The following is a 19,015-nucleotide window of genomic DNA, read 5'->3' as shown; positions in this document are numbered from 1 at the left end:
CATGACCAGCGAACGCCCAATCCACAGAGTCGCAGCGCTGATGCTGGCCGCCGGCTACAGCCGCCGCTTCGGCGGCGACAAGCGGCGTGCAACACTGGCCGACGGGCGCTCGCTGCTGGCGGCCAGCCTGGCTCTGCCCTGCTCGATGCTCGAAGACGTCTGGCTGGTGCTGCGCTCGGACGAAGCGCTGACAGAGCTTGAGCTACCAAGGGGCGTACACATCGTGCAGAACCCGGCCACCGCCCAGGGCATGGGCCATAGCCTGGCCGCAGGGGCCGAGCGTCTACTGGCTGAATCCGACGCTGACGCCGTGGCGATCTTTCTCGCCGATATGCCGTCGATTCGCCGGGATAGCCTGGAAACCCTGATAACCCACTCCCGAGCGAACAACATCGTGCTGCCCAGCTATCAGGGCAAACGCGGCCATCCGGTGCTGTTCGGCCGCGATTTCTGGCCTCAACTTGCAACACTGAGCGGCGATGCTGGTGCCAAGACCGTGCTTCAACACAACGCCGAAGCCGTGCATATCGTCGGACTGGACGATCCGGGCGTCCTGCAGGATATCGACACTCCGGCCGACCTGATTCAGCTCTAGGTTCGTAGGGCGAGTGCAACCCGCCAGAGCTCAAGCGGCGGGTTTCACCTGCCCTACTGCACTGCCTGACGCAGCAGCACCTCGCTCAACGCCTGCGCCGCGCTGGACAGCTGATGCCCGGCCTGGTGCAGCAGACCGATCCGGCGCATCACCTGCGGCTCGATCAGCGGCAGGCAGCGAGCGCCCAGGTCCTCCATCTGCTGCCGGCATAGCTGTGGTACCGCGCTGACGCCGAGGCCTTCGGCGACCATGCGCCCGACCGTGACCAACTGATGACTCTCAAACGCCACCGGCAGCTTGCCGTGACTGGAGATCACGCTGTCTTCCAGCAGCAGGCGCACCGCCGAGGGTCGCTGCAGAGTGATAAAAGGCCGGTCGAGCAGATCCACCCAGCTCAAGGCCTCGCACCCGGCCAGCTCGCTATCTGCCGGCACCAACGCGACGAAGCGATCCTCGTACAGCGGCGTGAACTGCAAGCCGTCGAGGCTCAAAGGCTCGAAGGCGATGCCCAGTTCGACGCGGCCGTCGCGCACCATCTCCATTACCTGTTCGTTGATCACGTCATGCACCGCCACGTTGACTCGCGGGTAGGCGTCGCGAAAAGCGCGCAGCGCCGCCGGCAGGCGATTGCCAGCGAACGAGGGCATGGCCGCCACCGCCACCTTGCCCATCTGCAGGGTGAAGTGCTGACGCAGCAGGTCCTCGGCGTTGTCCCAGTCGGCCAGCAGGCGCACGGCGATCGGCAGCAGCGTCTCGCCCTCAGGAGTCAACGCCACGCTGCGGGTGGTGCGCACCAGCAACTGACCACCAAGCGATTGCTCCAGGTTCTTGATCGCCAGGCTCAGCGCCGGCTGCGACAGGTGCAGGCGCTCGCAGGCCTGGGCGAAGCTCAGGCTCTGTGCCACGGCAAGAAAGGCGCGTAGCTGCTTGACGGTCATTGATTTATTTACCTGATCAATCAAGAGGAAAAACAAACTTAACAAATAAGCCTACAGCGCAGAAGCTTGGCCTCACTCCTGATAACAACAAAGAGGCAGCCTCGAATGAGCGGACTCGACAAACGCGTCGGCAGCTACGCAGAAGCCCTGGACGGCCTGCAGGACGGCATGACCGTGCTGGCCGGCGGCTTCGGCCTGTGTGGCATCCCCGAGAACCTGATCGCTGAGATCCGCCGTCGCGGCGTGCGCGATCTGACCGTGGTGTCCAACAATTGCGGCGTCGACGGTTTCGGCCTCGGCGTGCTGCTGGAAGACCGGCAGATCCGCAAGATGATCGCCTCCTACGTCGGCGAGAACGCCCTGTTCGAACAGCAACTGCTCTCCGGCGAACTGGAAGTCGAGCTCACCCCACAGGGCACCCTGGCCGAGAAGCTGCGTGCTGGCGGCGCCGGCATTCCTGCCTTCTTCACCGCCACCGGCTACGGCACCCCGGTCGCCGAAGGCAAGGAAGCGCGCGAGATCAACGGCCGCCACTACATCCTCGAGCCGGCCATCACCGGTGACTTCGCCATCGTCAAGGGCTGGAAAGCCGACCACTTCGGCAACGTGGTCTACCGCCATACCGCGCAGAACTTCAACCCAGTGGTCGCCACTGCCGGGCGCATCACCGTGGTCGAGGTCGAGGAGATCGTCGAGCCCGGTGAACTCGACCCGACGCAGATTCACACGCCCGGCATCTATGTCGATCGGCTGATCTGCGGCAGCTTCGAGAAACGCATCGAAAAACGCACGCTGCGCGCCTGAGGAGAAAGACCATGGCTCTTACCCGTGAACAAATGGCCCAGCGCGTGGCCCGCGAGCTGCAGGACGGCTTCTACGTCAACCTCGGCATCGGCATCCCGACCCTGGTGGCCAACTACGTGCCCGAGGGTATGCAGGTGATGCTGCAGTCGGAAAACGGCCTGCTCGGCATGGGCGCCTTCCCCACCGAAGAGGAAGTGGACGCCGATATGATCAACGCCGGCAAGCAGACCGTCACAGCGATCAAGGGCGCGGCGATCTTCGACTCGTCGCAGTCCTTCGCCATGATCCGTGGCGGCCACGTCGATCTGACCGTGCTCGGCGCCTTCGAGGTGGACGTGCGCGGCAACATCGCCTCGTGGATGATCCCCGGCAAGCTGGTCAAGGGCATGGGCGGCGCCATGGACCTGGTGGCCGGTGCCGATAACATCATCGTCACCATGACCCACGCTTCGAAAGACGGCGAATCCAAGCTGCTGGAGCATTGCAGCCTGCCGCTGACCGGCTGCGGCTGCATCCGCAAGGTGCTGACCGACCTGGCTTATCTGGAGATCGAAAACGGCGCCTTCATCCTGCGCGAACGCGCGCCAGGGGTGAGCGTCGAGGAAATCGTCGCCAAGACCGCCGGCAAGCTGATCGTCCCCGAACACGTGCCGGAAATGAGCTTCTAAAGTTGTCTACCGTTCTGTAGGCGCCACCACGCACGGCGCCTACGGAGCGTTTTTTTGGCTATGTCCTACACCCTGTAGGAGCGGATTCATCCGCGAAGCTTTTTCCGCCCTACCGCGCACAGAGGATTCCCCATGCAAGACGTCGTCATCGTCGCCGCCACCCGCACCGCCATCGGCAGCTTCCAGGGCAGCCTGGCCGAGATTCCCGCGCCGGAGCTCGGCGCCATCGTCATCAAGCGCTTGCTCGAACAAACCGGCCTCGACGCCGCCCAGGTCGATGAAGTCATCCTCGGCCAGGTACTCACCGCCGGTAGCGGCCAGAACCCCGCACGCCAGGCCGCTATCCGCGCCGGCCTGCCGCATGCCGTGCCAGCCATGACCCTGAACAAGGTCTGTGGCTCGGGCCTCAAGGCACTGCACCTGGCCACCCAGGCCATTTGCTGCGGCGATGCCGAAGTGATCATCGCTGGCGGCATGGAGAACATGAGCCTGGCGCCCTATGTGCTGCCCAAGGCCCGGACCGGCCTGCGCATGGGCCACGCGCAGATGCTCGACAGCATGATCGTCGACGGCCTGTGGGATGCCTTCAACGACTACCACATGGGCATCACCGCCGAGAACCTGGTGGAGAAATACGGCATCAGCCGTGAGGCGCAGGACGCCTTCGCCGCTGAATCGCAACAAAAGGCCGTGGCCGCTATCGAAGCCGGTCGTTTCGATGCCGAGATCACCCCGGTGCTGATCCCGCAGCGCAAGGGCGACCCCGTCGCCTTCGCCCGTGACGAGCAACCGCGTGCCGGCACCACCGCCGAATCCCTCGGCAAACTCAAGCCGGCATTCAAGAAAGATGGCAGCGTCACCGCCGGTAACGCCTCCAGCCTCAACGACGGCGCCGCTGCCGTGCTGCTGATGAGCGCGAGCAAGGCGCAGTCGCTGGGTCTGCCGGTGCTGGCGAAGATTGCCGGCTACGCCAACGCCGGCGTCGACCCGGCGATCATGGGCATCGCCCCGGTTTCCGCCACCCGTCGCTGCCTGGACAAGGCCGGCTGGAGCCTGGCCGATCTGGACCTGATCGAAGCCAACGAGGCCTTCGCCGCCCAGGCGCTGTCGGTCGGTCAGGAGCTGGGCTGGGATGCCGACAAGGTCAACGTCAACGGCGGCGCCATCGCCCTCGGTCATCCCATCGGCGCCTCGGGCTGCCGCGTGCTGGTCAGCCTGCTGCACGAGATGATCCGCCGCGACGCGAAGAAGGGGCTGGCCACGCTGTGCATCGGTGGCGGCCAGGGTGTGGCGCTGGCCATCGAGCGCGCCTGAGCGCCAGACAATCGCCGCTGAAGCGCCTCCCACACTGCCCGTCTGGCTCCTGTGGGAGGGGCTTTAGCCGCGACGATTTATAAAGAGGTATGCCTGGACGCATCCGGGGAAACCTGAAATGGACCTCCCGGATTTCATCCGGGCTACCACCACCCAGCTCGGTCTCGGCCGAGCTTTGTCATATCCACCGCAACACCCAGGCATAGCCAACTCTGAATGCCCGGTTAGCCCTTACACAACCATAAGAAAGAGGCGTCATCCATGTTCAACACCCTCACCCGCATGAGCGTGAGCCTGGTACAGAAGTACCTGCCGTCACCGTTCGTGTTCTCTGCGCTCCTGACCCTGGGCGTGCTGCTCGCCGGTATCTTCTCCACCGGCCAGTCGTTGCCGGCCATGGTGCAGCACTGGAGCGGCGGCTTCTGGACGCTGCTCGGCTTCGCCATGCAGATGGCGCTGATCTTCGTCACCGGCCATGCCCTGGCCAGCGCACCGCTCATCAACCGTCAGCTCGACCGCCTGGCCGGCATGGCGCGCACACCGGGTCAGGCGATCATCATGGTTACCCTGGTGGCGCTGGTCGGCTGCTGGGTCAACTGGGGCTTTGGCTTGGTGATCGGCGCGGTGTTCGCCCGAGCCCTGGCGCGCAAGGTCGATGGCGTCGACTACCCGCTGCTGGTGGCGTCGGCCTACTCGGGCTTCCTGGTCTGGCACGGCGGCCTCGCCGGTTCGGTGCCGCTCTCCCTGGCCACCGGCGGACCGGACCTGGCGCGCATGACTGCCGGCGTACTGAGCGACCCGGTAAGCATCACCGAAACCCTGTTCAGCACCCTGAATCTGACCATCGTCGCGCTGCTGTTCATCGGTCTGCCGCTGCTCAACCGCGCCATGCACCCACGCCAGGGCGCCAAGGTCGCCGATGCCGCCAAACTGGTCGAGTCACGCGCCGAACTGCCGGCTCGTGAAACGCCGGCGCAACGCCTGGACGACAGCCGCATTCTCGGCTTGGCGCTGGTGGCCATGGCCGGTATCTACCTGTTCAACCACTTCGCCAGCAAGGGCTTCGTGCTCGGCCTGGACGTGGTCATCGCCATCTTCCTGTTCAGCGGCCTGCTGATGCACGGCACCCCGGAGCGCTACATGCGCGCGGTGGACGAGAGCGTGCGCGGCATCGGCGGCATCGTCCTGCTGTTCCCCTTCTACGCCGGGATCATGGGCATGATGATGGGCGCCAACGCCGACGGCATCTCCCTAGGCCGGCAGATCACCGAAGCATTCATTTCCTGGTCCTCGGCCGACACCTTCCCGCTGCTGGCCTTCTTGAGCGCCGGCGTGGTCAACGTGTTCGTCCCGTCCGGCGGCGGCCAGTGGGCCGTGCAGGGCCCGATCATGCTGCCGGCTGCCCAGGCCCTGGGCGTCTCGCCCACCGTCACCGCCATGGCCATTGCCTGGGGCGACGCCTGGACCAACATGATCCAGCCGTTCTGGGCGCTGCCGCTGCTCGGCATCGTCGGCCTCGGCGCCCGCGACATCATGGGCTACTGCCTGATCATGCTGCTGTACTCGGGCGTGGTGATCTGTGGGGCGTTCTATCTGCTCGGCTGAGCCGCCGCCAGAGCTGCAGGAACGGATTTATTCGCGACGGCGTCGCGAACATCGCGGATGAATCCGCTCCTACAAAACCCCACCATCTGCCAGCACGGTGGCTACCCCGCTCAATCCCCCATCAGCCCCTGCGCCTTGGCCATCGCCACGGCCTGGGTGCGTCTTTGCACACCGAGCTTGACGTTGATCCGCCGCGCATGGGTCTTGACCGTGTGCAACGAGATGAACAGGCGATCGGCGATTTCCTGATTGGAAAAACCCTGCGCGATCAATTGCAGCACGGCCAGCTCGCGCGAGCTGAGCAGGGCGGTTCCGGCGCTGGCGGGCTCGTCAAGGGCCGAAGCCGGCTCGAACAAGCGCTGATGCAGGCTTTGCCCAACCTCCCCCGGTAACATGCGTTCCAACCAGTGCGGCTGACGCTGTTGCAAATCCTGCAATGGCCGTAGCAGCCGCAGCTGTCGCGCCTCGCCAAGCGCCTGGTGAAGCAGCTCATCGGCCTGTTCGTCCTGACCCTGCACGAGCAGCGCCTCAGCCAGACTGACCCGGCATTCACAGGCCAGGCTGCGATGCCCGGCGAGCTGGCTTTCATCCAGTAACAGGCGCAGCGCATGCTCGGCAGCCGCCTGATGACCGAGCAGCAGGTCGCTGATCGCCAGGCAGTGGCGCAAGCGCGGCAGCAAGTCGTAGAACTCGGAAGGGGCCAGTTGCTGGCGCTGCTGCAGTTGCTGCAGGGTCTGGGCGAACAACTCGCGCGCCCGCCCGGTCTGCCTCTGACGCAACAGGAGACGCCCCGCCTGCAATTGCAGCACGCAGCGGTAACGCACCTCCGGCACGTGCGACCACTGCATGACGCGCTCGGCCTTCTGCAGCCACTGGTGCGCCTCGTCGAGTTCCCCGCGACTCTCGGCCAGCTCCAGCAGCCCCAGGTAGCCGGAAATGATGTAGGCATCCTCGCAATGTTCGGCTTCCTGCAGCCCCTGGCGATACGCCTGCTGCGCCGCCTCGTCCAGGCCCTGGCGCGCCAGCAGGCTGGCCCGAACCAGCAACAGGCGGGCGACCACCGGGCTGTGGTTGAAGCGTTCACGCAACAGCGCCAGCGACTGCTCGGCCAGCTCGGCCGCGCGCCCGGCCTCGCCACGCATCTGCAACAGCAGGCAGTGATCGGTATTGAGCAGAGCTTCGAAGATCAGACTGCCACGCAAGCGCGCCAGATGCAGGCCCTGATCCAGCGCCTGCTTGGCCTGCTCCAGCGCATGCTCGGCCATATGCTGCTGCGCCAGCGCCTGATAGCACAGCACACGTTGCGACCAACTGCCCTCATCCAGCATCTGCAGGGCCTCCTGACAGTGCAGCCGAGCATCACGGCGGCCGCACTGCCGCGCCAGTACGCCCATCAATGCCTGCCAGTGCGCGATCAGTTTGCGCTGACGCTGCGCATCGGGTTGCGGCATGAAATGCGCCAACCCCTGAATGCAGGCACTGGCGTCGTCGAAACGGGCGCAGATGATCAAGGCCCAAGCCTGCAGCACGATCAGCCGCGGCGAACTGGCGAACAACCAATCCGGCAGCTCTTCGCGCCATTGCAGCAGTTGCGCCACCGAATGCCCCTGCAGCAACTGCTCCTGGTCGAAACGCTGCAGATAGTTGACCGCGACCTCGACCTGCCCGGCCTGCAGAGCATGTTCGACGGCCTCACGAATCTCACCATGCTGAGCGAACCATTGGCAGGCGCGCACATGGATCGAGGCTGGCAACGGAGCACCCGGCAGGCGCCGCAGCACCTCGGCCAGCGGTCGCCATAAACGGAACCAGGTACCGCTGCTGTCGAGGCTGCGCACGAACAACTGACGCCGTTGCAATTCGCTCAGCAACAAGGCACCGCGGCCTTCGAGCAGGTGCTCGCACAGCGACCGGGAAAAGCGTGGCAGCAGGGCCAGCGCATGCAGGTCGCTGCGCAGTTCATCGTCAAGATCGTCCAGCACCTCCCGCTGCACGTAGTCGCACAGCACCGGGCAGCCATCCTGCAGACGTTGACGTAGCGCGTCTTCACCGGCATCGAGCAGCAGCAGACGAATCGCCGCCAGCCAGCCTTCACTGCGCGCCAGCAGCGCCCGACGAAGATCATCGGCCAACTCGATCTGCAGCGTGGCCAACAATTCGCTCAGCCCCGTTTCATCCAGCGCCAGTTCTTCGCCCTTGAGTTCCAGCAAATCGCCCTGCAGCAGCAGACGCGGCAGGTTCCAGGCCGGCGTACGGCGGCTGGCGACCCACCAGGTGACCTGCGCCGGCGCTGCAGCGAACAACCGGTCGAGGCAGGCATCGAGCGCCTCGTCGGCCTGCCGCGGATAGTCGTCGATAAAGATCCACAAGCGCCCGGCGCGCGCATGCAGCCGTTCGATCAGATCTGCTTCACCGGTGTCCTCGCCCGGCAGTTGCATGGCTGCTGCCAGCCGCTTGCACAGCTGCGCCGGGCTCAGGCTGCGCCCGGCAAGATCGAGCCAGACCCGCTCGATGGCGGCGGGCGTGTGTCGCGCGCACTGGCCCAGCAGCACGCTCTTGCCGGTGCCGGCGGGCGCGCACAGCAGGCGCAAACGCGCCTGACTGGCGAGCAGACGTTGCAGCAGGGCGGGACGGGAAACGACGCACGGCGGCAGCCGCGGTAGATCGGCGGGTTGCACTTGCAGCGCGCTCGTGCGGGCGATGGCGAGGGTCGGCATGGCAGCGGTTCTCTCTGCTTGTCATTGTTGAACCACCCGCCGATGGTACGCCGCTCACCAGGCACGACTACCCCCTGGCGCTTATGGTGCGAAATTCACGTGAAAGAGGCAGGCACAAAAAAGCCGGCGACGCGCGAGGCGACACCGGCTTGCTTGGAGCGACCCGATCAGCGCACGCCAGCGTTACGCAGTGCAGCCGGGGTGAAGTCCTTGGCCGAGGCTTTGGTGCCGTACTGCACTGCCGTCTTCTCCTCATTGGCCATGCCGATCGCGATATAGCGTCCGGCGATCACGTCATACAGCGCTTCGAGCGCGTATACCGGCACCTTCTTGTCGTACTGCTGGAACAGCAGCGCCTCACCGACACGCCACATCTGACCGCGGCCGTCGTAATGCTCGGACAGGGCGATCTGCCAGGAATCCTCATCCACGTAGAAGCGCCGCTTGGCGTAGATGTTGCGCTCGCCGCTCTTCAGCGTGGCCTCGATTTCCCAGACGCGGTGCAACTCGTAACGGGCCAGATCCTGGTTGATATGGCCAGCCTTGAGAATGTCGCTGTACTTCACCTGCGGCGAGGCCAGGCGGTAGTTGTTGTACGGGATGAACGCCTCGCGCTTGCCCACCAGCTTCCAGTCGTAACGATCCGGGGCGCCGCTGAACATGTCGAAGTTGTCGGTGGTGCGCAGACCATCGGCGGCAGTCCCCGGACCGTCGTACGCCACCTGCGGGGCACGCCGCACGCGACGCTGGCCGGCATTGTAGATCCACGCCATGCGCGGCTCGCGCACCTGATCCAGCGAATCGTGCACCAGCAGCACGTTGCCCGCCAGGCGCGGCGGCGCGGTGACCCGCTGCTTGAACAGCAGCAGGGTGTTTTCCGCCTTGGCCGGGTCGATATCAGGAATGTTGTCCGGGAAGGCGACTTCATCCTCGAAGTTGACCAGCGTGTAGGAGCCATTGGCCTGTGGCGATGCCTGGACGATGCTGCGGCGCAGGTTGCCGCCGCGATAGCGAGTGATGTGGTTCCACACCACTTCCAGGCCGTTCTGCGGAATCGGGAACGCGTAGTAACGGCTCTGACCGAAGTTGGTCAATCCGTTGCCGCCTTCCACCAACCCGGTGTTCAGCGCACTGGTCTTGGCCGCGGCATAGATGTTGTCCGGCACCGCGGCGCTGCGGTGGGTCGGGTATACCGCCATGCGGTAGCTTTCCGGATAGCGCTGGAACATCGCCAGTTGCCCCGCAGTGAGGCGGTCACGGTACTGGTCCAGGTTCTGCGCGGTGATGGTGAACAGCGGCTGCTCGCTGGCGAACGGGTCACTGAGAAAACCGCGCGCATCGACCTGACCGGCATCGCTGGCCAGGCCGCCCGTCCAGGCCGGGATGGTGCCGGCAGCATTGCCGGCCATCTCTGCCCCCAGCGGGGTCAGGCTGTTACCGAGCTTGGCCGCTTCCTGTTCGCCGACCGCGGCCAGCACACCGCTGGCCAGCAGGCTCAGGGAAAGTGCGCCGAGCATCTTCAGGGTTGTATTCATCTGCATTCCTCAACTGATCCTGATGGCCTAGAAGCTCACGCCGAAGCTGAGCGCCAGGAAGTCGCGGTCGATCGCGACGTTGTAATCGCCGCCGAAGAAGTCGGTGTACGACAGGCTGGCGGTGTAGGTATTGCGGTAGTCGGCGTCGATGCCGAAGCTGATGGCCTTGGCGCCCTCGTTAAACAGGCCGTTGGGGCCGTAGCCGTCGACGTCGTGCGACCAGGAGATATTCGGCTTGAGGTTGACCCCGGCGAACACGTTGCTGTACTCCCAGATGCCGCGCACGCGGTAGCCCCAGGAGGTGCTGGTAGTGAAGCCGTCGGTATCGCCGTTGAAGCCGTAGGCACCGAACAGCGAATCACGGCCATAGCGCAGGTCTTCGCGGCCCTCCAGCCCACCGACGTGGGCCACGCCGATCTCGCCGACCAGGGTGAAGCGTCCCGCGCCCATCACCTGATCGAAGAAGTGGGTGAAGCTGGTCTGCAGCTGGGTGACTTCCTTGCGCCGATAACCGACGTTGTCCTGGCCCGGCCCTGCCGCGACCGGCGAGGTGCCGGGGGCGATCGGGTTGAGCAGGCTCAGCGTCATGTCGGTGGTGTTGATCTGCAGCGGCAGGTTCGGCCGGTAGCTGATCTCGCCCGCCCAGGCCGTGCCGGTGGGCAGCGTGGTGGAGAAACTCAGGCCGTAGAGGCGGATGTCCTCGGGGTACTCCAGGTAGTAGCGACCATTGCCGAGCATCACGCTCTGCGCCAGACCGGCGCCGCTGCCCGGCGCGATGCCGTTAGCGGTGCCGATGATCCCCGGCAGCGCCGCCAGCGTCGCCAGGCCGGCGTTCTGCGTGCTGACGATGGGCGTACGGCTGTGGTAGTTCATGAAGTAAGCGCCGTACTCCGTCTCGTCACCCAGCCAGCGCAAGGCCACGCCCCATTGGCCCTGGTCACGCGCATCACGATCACCGGCGCGTGGCAGGATCACCCCTTCGCTGTCGACGCGGAAGCCCTGACCGAACGCGGCGGCGACCGGCTGCAGCGGTGCGATGGCCGGCGAACCGATGTGGTAGCCGCTGTCGCAGCCATCGGCGGCCACGTCGGCGGTGGAGAAGAAGGTGCCGCAGTTGTCGAGGATGGTCTGGTCCCACTCCAGCTGGTAGAAGGCCTCCATGCTCAGGCGGTCGCTGAGGCTCTGCGATACGTAGAGCATGTTCACCGGGATCAGGCCTTCCTTGATCTCCGCACCGGGGCGGCGGAAGGCCGCGACGTCGATGGGGTTGATCGAGTTGATGCTGTTGCCGATGAAGGTGCTCTCGCCCCAGCTCACCACCTGCTTGCCGACCCGCACGGTGCCCGGCAGATCGCCGACGGCGTAGTTGTGGTAGAGGAAGGCATCGAGGATTTCCGCGCCCGAGGACTTGGCGCCCTCCTTGCGGTTGCTGTCGTCGATGTCCTTGAACAGGCGGCTCTCGTCCTTCAGCTCGAAGTCGTACCAGTACTTGCCGCGCACGAAAACGCCGGTGTCGCGGTAGCGCAGCTCGAGATCGTGGATGCCCTTGAAGATCTTCGAGAAGGTCTCGCCCTTCTTGAAGTTCAGGCGGCCGTCGTCGCCGGTCTGCGCCTGACCCTGGCCACCATTGTTGGGGCCGATCAGATCGCGATCCGGGCTGCGCATCGACCAGCTGGCACCGACCGACAGCGCACTGTCGAACTGCCCTTCGATCTCACCGATGTTGAAATTGACGGCCTGTGCCGGAGCGGCGAAACCGACGGCGACGGCCAAAGCCAAGGTGTGCGGCTGGAATAGTCCGGGCCCTGTTGTTGTTGTCATGCGGGTCTCCTAGGTATTGGGTACTGCAGCGCCAACCCTAGGCGGGGAACAGGCCCCGGATAAGCGCACCAAGGAGGGATTTCGCCTGTCGCCCGAAAGGATGAACGGCGCCCTGAGACGGGCGCACGCGGGCCGACCTCAGCTTGCTGAATGACGGACCATCAGGCGGGTGGGGAACTATTTGCAGGCAGGCACCGAAAGGCGCTGCCTTAGCAGGCCGTTGAAAAACGTAGGCGAGGCAGGCAAGACAAGGCGAAAACGGCCGAAAAAGCGGAGTTTACGTGCTGTAAATGAGCATTTTGAGGCTGTTTTCAACGCAGTATTGTCAACACAGGTAGTTTTTCAACGGCCTGTTAGGACGACGCGAATGGCGTCTTGAAGAGGGGGCAGAGCCTGGGGCCAAGCTCTGCCAGGTCGATCAGTTGCCGCTGGCTGCCAGTTCGCGCAACAGCACCTCGTGGAACAGCGCCGGCGCTTCCACCTGCGGCGAATGGCCCAGCTCCGGCCACTCCACGAGTTTCGCCTCGGGGATCGCTTCGGCGGTCTTGCGCCCCAGCTCCGGGTAGTTGCCGAGACGCTTGGCGACGTCCTCTGGCGCACGGTTGGCGCCTGGGGCGGTGCGATCCTTGCCACCGATCAGCAGCAGGGTTGGCGCCTTGATGTTAGCGAACTCGTGCACCACCGGCTGAGTGAAGAGCATCTCCGCCGTCTGCGCCTGGTTCCAGGCGACGATTTCCTTACCCGGCCCGCTGTACATGCCGTTGAGCATGTCGACCCAGCGGTCGTACTCGGGCTTCCACACGCCGTTGTAGTAGAACTTCAGCTGGTAATTCTTGATGCCCTCGTAGGAGGTCTTCAGCTCGCCCTGGTAAAGCTGGTCGACGGTCAAATAGGGCACGCCCTCGGCCTGCCAGTCCTCCAGGCCGATGGGGTTGACCAGCACCAGTTTCTCCACCCGCTCGGCATGCGCCAGCGCGTAGCGTGCGGCCAGCATGCCGCCCATGGAATGGCCGATCACCGTGGCCTTCTCCACGCCCAACGACTCCAGCAATGCATCGGTGTTGCTGGCCAGCTGGCCGAAGCTGAACTGATAGCCGCGCGGCTTGCTCGAGCTGCAAAAGCCGATCTGGTCCGGCGCGATCACGCGGTAGCCGGCATCGCTCAACGTCTTGATGGTTACTTCCCAGGTGGCGCCGCAGAAGTTCTTGCCATGCAGCAGCACCGCCGTGCTGCCATTGGCCTTGCCGGCTGGCTTCACATCCATGTAGCCCATCGACAGCTCCTGCTGCTGCGAACTGAACGCGAAGCGCTGGATCGGGTGGGGATACTCGAAGCCCTCCAGTTGCGGGCCATATCCGGTCTGCGGCGCAGCCTGGAGCATGGAAAGTGGAAGGAGGCTGGCGGAAAGTGTCGCGGTGAGCAGGGTTTTCTTCACGGGCGCATTCCTGTGTCTGATGAGTGCATGCTCGCTACGACCAGGCGCAGGCATGCAGGGGCTAGCGAATATAGCAACCGCCCCCGCTCATCAAGGCTGCAATGCTTTGCCGAATGTGACTGAAACGCGCTAGATAGAGCCGTCGGGCATCGACGGGTGGTTCAGGCGCTCAGCGCCAGCGATCCAGCAGATTCACCGCCAGGCGGTCCAGCCAGCCCCACAGACGTTGTTGCGCGCGGCGCCACCAGGGGCGCTGGCGCCAGTCATCGAGGGTGATCTCGCGGCTGACGCTGAAGTCTTCTATGAAGCTGGCCGCCACCGCCTGGGTGAAGTCGGGGTCGAGGGCTTCGACGTTGGCGTCGAGGTTGAAGCGCAGATTCCAGTGATCGAAGTTGCACGAGCCGACGCTGACCCAGTCGTCCACCAGCACCATCTTCAGGTGCAGAAAGCTGGGCTGGTACTCGAAGATGCGCACGCCGGCCTTGAGCAGCCTGGGATAGTAGCGCTGGCCGGCGAAACGCACCGGAGGGTGATCGGTGTTGCGCCCGGCCAGCAGCAGGCGTACCTCGACACCGCGCGCCGCGGCGCGGCGCAGGGCACGGCGGATTTTCCAGGTCGGAAGGAAGTAAGGCGTGGCCAGCCACACGCGCCGCCTGGCGCCTCTCAGCGCGCGCAGCAGCGAGAGCAGAATGTCGCGGTGCTGCGCCGCGTCGGCGTAGGCCACGCGCCCGAGGCCAACGCCGGCCGGCGGGCATTCCGGCAGGCTCAGCGGGATCGGCTGATGACTCGGACGCCAGGAAAATCGTGCCCGCCACAGCCGCTCGAACAACTGCTGCCAGTCGCCCACCAGCGGCCCTTCGATTTCCACCATGGCTTCGTGCCAGGGGCTGCGGGCTTCGTCCGGCAGCCAGAACTCATCGGTGGAGCCGGTACCGCCGACGTAGGCCAGGCACTGATCCACCAGCAGCAGCTTGCGGTGATCGCGGTGAAAGTTGCGGATACCACGCCGCCAGCGCACCGGGTTGTACCAGCGCAGCTGTATGCCGGCGGCCTGCATGCGCTCGCGCAGCGCGGCGCCCAGCTTGGCCGCGCCGAAGGCATCGAACAGGCCGCGCACCGTCACCCCGCGTTCGGCCGCTCGGCACAGGGCATCGACCAGGCGCTCGCTGCAGCGGCCGTCCTCGATCAGGTAAAGCTCGATTTCCACCTGCTGCCGGGCGCCCTCGATGGCTGCCAGCATGCGCGGGAAGAACGCCGGACCGTCCAACAGCAATTCGAAGCGATTGCCACCGCGCCAGGGAAAGATACGACCGCGCTTGTGCACGCTCACCGCGCAGTGAAAATCAGCACGGCGCCCACCGGCACCGACAGGCTGATGGCCGGCAGATCGGCGATCTTGCGCAGCGCCTCGATGCCGCTGGCCAGGGCGAAGTCTTCGGCGTGCAACACCAGCGGCGCCAGAGTCACCACCTGGAAGCGGCGATCATCGAGACGGGTGACCAGCAGCTCGCTGTCCAGCTCACGGCTGCGCTCGTTGAGGGTCAGTTGCAGCGGCAGGCGCAGCTCCAGTTGCGCGCCGGGCGCCAGGTCGGTGAGTTGCGGCAGGTCGACCTGAGCACTGATGCGTGCCTCAGGCAAACGCGAGGTGTCGAACAACATGGCACGCAGACGCTCGTCGCGTAGCGGGATGCCGGTGCTCAGTGAATCCAGGTCCACGCGCAGGCGCGCGCGTCCATCGGCGGCGATCTGCCCGTGCAGGGTGAGGAAGCGATGCACCTCCGACTGGCTGCCGGAATGGGTGGAGATGAACGACAGCCGCGAGGACTCGTTGTCCAGGTACCAGTCGGCGTGAACGGGCAAGGCGACAGCCAGCAGCAGGGCAAGAAGCGAACGGCGCATGAGAACTCGATAAAGGCATGACCAGGCGGCAACGATAGTCGCCACGGCCAGCGTTGCAAAGCCCAGCGCCCAGAGCACCGTAGCGCGGCTGCAACCCGCCGCTTCCGAGGTGGCGGGTTTCACCCGTTCTACTTGCTCGGCAGCAACTGGCAGCCCTGCCGCTCCCCCAGCCAAGCTGCACTGTGGGTGCGGCCCAGGCCACTTGCGGTCACACGCTTGGCATCCTGATCATCGAGCAGGCTGCTGATCGGCACGTACTGCGCGACATAGCCTTCGCAATAGGCCGCCGGATTACCGCTGACGTAACGGCAGGAGCAGTACTCCTTGGCCGTGTAGGCGCCGATGATGTCGGGGAACGCCGCCAGATGCGCGCGGTTTGGCCAGGCCCAGGCCAGCGCCAGGATCAGCAGCAGTGCCAGTACGCTGAGAATCGGGTGACGACGAATCATGGCTGCACCTCCGTGGCGAAGGCCGCCTGCACGCGCTTGAGCAATTCGTTGTGCTGGAAGCTGCGGTCGCGGTCATCGGCGTAACGCACCACCACCAGCTTCTCCTGCGGCATCACGTACAGTCCCTGCCCCCAATGGCCCAACGCGGCGATGGTGTCGGCCGGTGCATCCGGCCAGGGCCGCGCGGCACCCGGCAATTCGGCGTTGAGCCACCAGTGCCCGCCCGGTACGGCATCACCGGGCGCAAAATTCTGTGGCTGATAGTCGGCGAAGGGCGTGGAGACGAAATCGACCCAGGCAGCAGGCAGAAGTTGGCGCTCGCCCCAGCGCCCGCCGCGCTGCATCAGCAGGCCGACCCGGGCCAGGTCACGCGCGCTCAGGTAGGCATAGGACGAGGCGACGAAGGTGCCGCTGGCGTCGCGCTCCCAGGTCGCGCTGGTGATGCCCAGCGGCTCAAACAGCGCGGTCCAGGGATAGTCGGCATAGGCCTGCTCGCCGACCATGCCGCGCAACGCAGCAGCCAGCACATTGCTGTCGCCGCTGGAGTAGCGAAAGCGCGTGCCAGGCGCGGCATCGGCTTCATGCGCGGCAGTGAACGCCGCCATATCGGCGCGACCGCGGGTATAGAGCATGGCCACCACCGAGGATTTCAGCGGCGCGTACTCGTAGTCCTCTTCCCAGGCCAGGCCCGAGGCCCAGTTGAGCAGGTGGCCGATCTTGATCTGCGCATGCTCGGCCATCGCCGGGTAGTACTGCGCGGCCGGCGCATCGAGCTTGAAGCGTCCTTCGCCGTAGGCCACACCGAGGGTCGTGGCGAGCAGGCTCTTGGCCATCGACCAGGTCAGGTGCGCGGTCTGCGCCGTGGTGGGCTCGGCGTAGCGTTCGTAGACGATCTGCCCGTCGCGTATCACCAGCAGGGCATCGGTGCGCGCGCCCGTGCGTTCGACGTCATCGCGCTCGGGAAAGGCGTACTGTTCCAGTTCGGCCAGCGCGGCGCTCTCGACATGAGGTTGGCTCTGCCAGTCGGGTTGCGGCCAGCTTTCCGCCAGGGCGGTGCTGGCAGCCAGGCTGAGAGCGAGCGCCAGGCTCAGTCGACGAAGCAAGGAAGTGGGCATGGGCGGTCTCGATCAGAAATCGTCGCGCACCCTAGCATGGCGAAGATGACGGCTTGAAGGGTCTGTTGCGCCATCTCCGCGGCTCATTCGGGCAGAGCACCACTGCCGTCACTTGGGCAGTTGGTAATCCTCCGGGCCCATCAGGTCGAGACCGCATTCGAGGTTCTCGATCCAGTAAAGGAAGGCGCTGATCATTTCCGGACCGACGAAGGGCCGGCCGTGCTGCGGCACGATCATCTCCACATCCATCTCGCGCACCATCGCCGCCCACAGGCGACACGCCTTGTTGCCGGCCATGTAGCGGCGATGGAAGCCCTCCATGTTCGGCACGTGGTTGACGAAGTCGCGTACTGGCGTGGCGTCGTCGACCATCGAGGCGCCCATGTCGCCGGAGAAGAGGATCTTGCTCACCGGGTCGTACACCTGGAAGTTGCCTACCGAGTGCAGGAAGTGCGCCGGCACCGCCTTGAGCGTGCATTTGCCAAGCGGGATGCTCTGGCCGCGATCCGGCAGCGCGATGATGCGATCGAAGGTGTTGATGCCACGGCTCAGCACCAGATAGTTGGCCGTCAGGTGCGGTAGAAAGCGCGCCCACAGCTTGGAGCAGATCACCCGCGCACGGGTGTGCAGCAGCCACTTGTCCAGCGAGGCGATGATGTCCGGGTCCTGGTGCGAGGCGAAGATGTAGGTCAGGTCCTGCACCGGAATGTGTTTGGACAGCTCCAGAGACAGGGGCGTGTAGGTCAGGTCACCGCCCGGATCGAGCAGCAGATACTGCTCGTTGTCGGTGATCAGGAACTGGTTGGATTGCACGCCTTCGCCGCTGACCAGGTCATCGAACATCAGGCATTGGTGGCTGCCGTTATCGAACAGCACGATGGGCTCGCGGCGCATGGAAACCTCGTTAGCAGGCCGTTGAAAAACGTAGGCGAGGCAGGCAAGACAAGGCAAAAACGGCCGAAAAAGCGCAGTTTACGTGCTGTAAATGAGCATTTTGAGGCCGTTTTTAACGCAGTAATGCCAACGCAGGTAGTTTTTCAACAGCCTGCAAATGAATCGCGAGGCAACCTTATGCGCACCACCACCACCCAGTACTGATATGGATCAAAGGCCGGCGACAATCCGCCGCGCTTTCTCCAGGCGTTTGGCCCGCGCCGCCTCGGCGATGCGCAGCAAGCCTTTGTCACGTTGCCAGAGGTCGGCCCAGTGCGTCGGCCCGGTCGCCAGAGCGGCCTCCACCTCGCCGGCCAGGGCCTGCTGCTCGGCGAACAGGCCGGCGAGCAGCAGATGGGTGGTCGGCGCGTTGGGCGCTTGCCGCGCCACCTCGGCGCAACCGGCGAGCAGCGCCTGCAGGCGCAACAGCAAGGCCTCCGGCCAGTCACACTCACGGCCGATGCCGAACAGCCAGGCGCTCACCGCCGTGAGCACATGCACGTCCTCAAGGGTGCGAAAGGGTTTGACGTAGTCGTCCCAACCATCTCCGGCCAGGCGCTCGCCCTGCGCCAGCTGCAAGTGCAGGCGCGCGTGGCCGATATCCGGCATCAGCGGCAACGCCGGCAGCGGTTCGATACGCACACCGGGCGCACCCTGGCGCACCACGCCCAAGGCCAGGCGCGGCGCCTGCCCCGCACCCTCCTCGCGCGCCGCCACCAGCAGCCAGTCGGCGCACTCGGCGGCGGTGACGAAATCCTTGCGGCCGCTGAGCTGCAGGCCTTCGATGCGCGTACTCATGTCCGCCGGGCGGGTGCTGCGATTCTCCGTTACGCACAGCGCACCGGCCGTCCACGGCGCCGCCGGCCACAGCACACGCAACGCCGCCTGATAGCCGGCGAGAAAGGCCAGACCCGGCGTGGCCGCCTGCAGACCGCCCAGCAGAGCCAGATCGAAGGGCTGTGGAGTACCGCCCAGCCGCGCCAGCAGGCGCGTGTACCAGTCTTCCAATCCGGCTTCGGCAGTCAGGCGCTGGACGGGCTGAAACAGGTTGGACCAGGGCATCGCGGCTCTCCTCGTGGGCAGCTTCCGACTGCCGTCACACAAGCATCAAAAAAGCTTCACGGTGATGACACCGCAGCTACCTAGCCTGAGATTGCCCAACAAGATCGCCCGGCTGCAAGCACCCA

At 65.2% G+C, this 19,015-nt stretch carries 16 protein-coding genes; 5 read left to right on the top strand and 11 right to left on the bottom strand.

Features of this window, described 5'->3' with window-relative positions:
• Position 1: 1 nt before the first annotated feature.
• Positions 2-595 carry a nucleotidyltransferase family protein gene (locus B3P22_RS23260; protein ID WP_296272750.1) on the top strand — a complete coding sequence of 198 codons (594 nt, stop codon included), beginning with the start codon at positions 2-4 and terminating at the stop codon, positions 593-595.
• Positions 596-648: 53 nt separating this feature from the next.
• On the opposite strand, the gene B3P22_RS23255 is transcribed toward B3P22_RS23260, so the two are convergent.
• Positions 649-1,533 (bottom strand): LysR family transcriptional regulator, encoded by an 885-nt coding sequence (locus B3P22_RS23255; protein ID WP_296272748.1) that lies wholly within the window; start codon positions 1,531-1,533, stop codon positions 649-651.
• A 105-nt stretch (positions 1,534-1,638) separates the two neighbouring features.
• Between B3P22_RS23255 and B3P22_RS23250 the strand changes: the two genes are divergently transcribed.
• From B3P22_RS23250 to B3P22_RS23235, 4 genes are all read left to right on the top strand, one after another.
• A complete protein-coding gene (locus B3P22_RS23250; protein ID WP_074859308.1) occupies positions 1,639-2,337 on the top strand; it encodes a CoA transferase subunit A in 699 nt (232 codons plus the stop codon).
• Between the two features lie 11 nt (positions 2,338-2,348).
• The gene (locus B3P22_RS23245) at positions 2,349-3,005 is read left to right on the top strand and encodes a CoA transferase subunit B (RefSeq protein WP_296272746.1); all 657 of its coding nucleotides are present in this window, start codon (positions 2,349-2,351) and stop codon (positions 3,003-3,005) included.
• Positions 3,006-3,137: 132 nt separating this feature from the next.
• Positions 3,138-4,319 carry an acetyl-CoA C-acetyltransferase gene (locus B3P22_RS23240; RefSeq protein ID WP_296272744.1) on the top strand — a complete coding sequence of 394 codons (1,182 nt, stop codon included), beginning with the start codon at positions 3,138-3,140 and terminating at the stop codon, positions 4,317-4,319.
• A gap of 261 nt (positions 4,320-4,580) precedes the next feature.
• Entirely contained in the window at positions 4,581-5,924 is a 1,344-nt protein-coding gene (locus B3P22_RS23235) for a short-chain fatty acid transporter (protein WP_296272742.1), read from the top strand.
• A 110-nt stretch (positions 5,925-6,034) separates the two neighbouring features.
• On the opposite strand, the gene B3P22_RS23230 is transcribed toward B3P22_RS23235, so the two are convergent.
• From B3P22_RS23230 to B3P22_RS23185, 10 genes are all read right to left on the bottom strand, one after another.
• Positions 6,035-8,641: a LuxR C-terminal-related transcriptional regulator gene (locus B3P22_RS23230; RefSeq protein WP_296272740.1), complete on the bottom strand. Its 2,607-nt coding sequence runs from the start codon at positions 8,639-8,641 to the stop codon at positions 6,035-6,037.
• Positions 8,642-8,808: 167 nt separating this feature from the next.
• The gene (locus B3P22_RS23225) at positions 8,809-10,176 is read right to left on the bottom strand and encodes a DUF1329 domain-containing protein (RefSeq protein ID WP_296272738.1); all 1,368 of its coding nucleotides are present in this window, start codon (positions 10,174-10,176) and stop codon (positions 8,809-8,811) included.
• Positions 10,177-10,203: 27 nt separating this feature from the next.
• Positions 10,204-11,997 (bottom strand): DUF1302 domain-containing protein, encoded by a 1,794-nt coding sequence (locus B3P22_RS23220; RefSeq protein WP_296272736.1) that lies wholly within the window; start codon positions 11,995-11,997, stop codon positions 10,204-10,206.
• A 418-nt stretch (positions 11,998-12,415) separates the two neighbouring features.
• A complete protein-coding gene (locus B3P22_RS23215) occupies positions 12,416-13,378 on the bottom strand; it encodes an alpha/beta fold hydrolase (protein WP_296272777.1) in 963 nt (320 codons plus the stop codon).
• Between the two features lie 223 nt (positions 13,379-13,601).
• The gene (locus B3P22_RS23210) at positions 13,602-14,762 is read right to left on the bottom strand and encodes a phospholipase D-like domain-containing protein (protein WP_197854942.1); all 1,161 of its coding nucleotides are present in this window, start codon (positions 14,760-14,762) and stop codon (positions 13,602-13,604) included.
• Positions 14,759-15,331: a YceI family protein gene (locus B3P22_RS23205; protein ID WP_296272732.1), complete on the bottom strand. Its 573-nt coding sequence runs from the start codon at positions 15,329-15,331 to the stop codon at positions 14,759-14,761. Before B3P22_RS23205 ends, B3P22_RS23210 begins: the two co-directional genes overlap by 4 nt.
• 128 nt (positions 15,332-15,459) lie before the next feature.
• A complete protein-coding gene (locus B3P22_RS23200) occupies positions 15,460-15,780 on the bottom strand; it encodes an amidase (protein WP_197854939.1) in 321 nt (106 codons plus the stop codon).
• Complete coding sequence (locus B3P22_RS23195) at positions 15,777-16,895, bottom strand: serine hydrolase domain-containing protein (protein ID WP_296272730.1); 1,119 nt, start codon at positions 16,893-16,895, stop codon at positions 15,777-15,779. The genes B3P22_RS23200 and B3P22_RS23195 overlap by 4 nt, the downstream gene beginning before the upstream one ends.
• A 108-nt stretch (positions 16,896-17,003) precedes the next feature.
• Positions 17,004-17,789: an MBL fold metallo-hydrolase gene (locus B3P22_RS23190; RefSeq protein ID WP_197854935.1), complete on the bottom strand. Its 786-nt coding sequence runs from the start codon at positions 17,787-17,789 to the stop codon at positions 17,004-17,006.
• Positions 17,790-17,999: 210 nt separating this feature from the next.
• Positions 18,000-18,890 (bottom strand): acyl-CoA dehydrogenase family protein, encoded by an 891-nt coding sequence (locus B3P22_RS23185; protein WP_296272728.1) that lies wholly within the window; start codon positions 18,888-18,890, stop codon positions 18,000-18,002.
• Positions 18,891-19,015: the final 125 nt, after the last annotated feature.

This window comes from Pseudomonas sp. UBA6323, from assembly GCF_002439135.1.
In the GTDB taxonomy this organism is placed as follows: domain Bacteria; phylum Pseudomonadota; class Gammaproteobacteria; order Pseudomonadales; family Pseudomonadaceae; genus Aquipseudomonas.
This window is presented reverse-complemented; position numbering and strand designations above follow the sequence as displayed.

Excerpts from the sequence above, each read along its gene's own strand:
- B3P22_RS23260 (WP_296272750.1), top strand. The coding sequence starts at position 2 with ATGACCAGCGAACGCCCAATCCACAGAGTCGCAGCGCTGATGCTGGCC.
- B3P22_RS23255 (WP_296272748.1), bottom strand. The coding sequence starts at position 1,533 with ATGACCGTCAAGCAGCTACGCGCCTTTCTTGCCGTGGCACAGAGCCTG.
- B3P22_RS23250 (WP_074859308.1), top strand. The coding sequence starts at position 1,639 with ATGAGCGGACTCGACAAACGCGTCGGCAGCTACGCAGAAGCCCTGGAC.
- B3P22_RS23245 (WP_296272746.1), top strand. The coding sequence starts at position 2,349 with ATGGCTCTTACCCGTGAACAAATGGCCCAGCGCGTGGCCCGCGAGCTG.
- B3P22_RS23240 (WP_296272744.1), top strand. The coding sequence starts at position 3,138 with ATGCAAGACGTCGTCATCGTCGCCGCCACCCGCACCGCCATCGGCAGC.
- B3P22_RS23235 (WP_296272742.1), top strand. The coding sequence starts at position 4,581 with ATGTTCAACACCCTCACCCGCATGAGCGTGAGCCTGGTACAGAAGTAC.
- B3P22_RS23230 (WP_296272740.1), bottom strand. The coding sequence starts at position 8,641 with ATGCCGACCCTCGCCATCGCCCGCACGAGCGCGCTGCAAGTGCAACCC.
- B3P22_RS23225 (WP_296272738.1), bottom strand. The coding sequence starts at position 10,176 with ATGAATACAACCCTGAAGATGCTCGGCGCACTTTCCCTGAGCCTGCTG.
- B3P22_RS23220 (WP_296272736.1), bottom strand. The coding sequence starts at position 11,997 with ATGACAACAACAACAGGGCCCGGACTATTCCAGCCGCACACCTTGGCT.
- B3P22_RS23215 (WP_296272777.1), bottom strand. The coding sequence starts at position 13,378 with ATGCTCCAGGCTGCGCCGCAGACCGGATATGGCCCGCAACTGGAGGGC.
- B3P22_RS23205 (WP_296272732.1), bottom strand. The coding sequence starts at position 15,331 with ATGCGCCGTTCGCTTCTTGCCCTGCTGCTGGCTGTCGCCTTGCCCGTT.
- B3P22_RS23200 (WP_197854939.1), bottom strand. The coding sequence starts at position 15,780 with ATGATTCGTCGTCACCCGATTCTCAGCGTACTGGCACTGCTGCTGATC.
- B3P22_RS23195 (WP_296272730.1), bottom strand. The coding sequence starts at position 16,895 with ATGCCCACTTCCTTGCTTCGTCGACTGAGCCTGGCGCTCGCTCTCAGC.
- B3P22_RS23190 (WP_197854935.1), bottom strand. The coding sequence starts at position 17,789 with ATGCGCCGCGAGCCCATCGTGCTGTTCGATAACGGCAGCCACCAATGC.
- B3P22_RS23185 (WP_296272728.1), bottom strand. The coding sequence starts at position 18,890 with ATGCCCTGGTCCAACCTGTTTCAGCCCGTCCAGCGCCTGACTGCCGAA.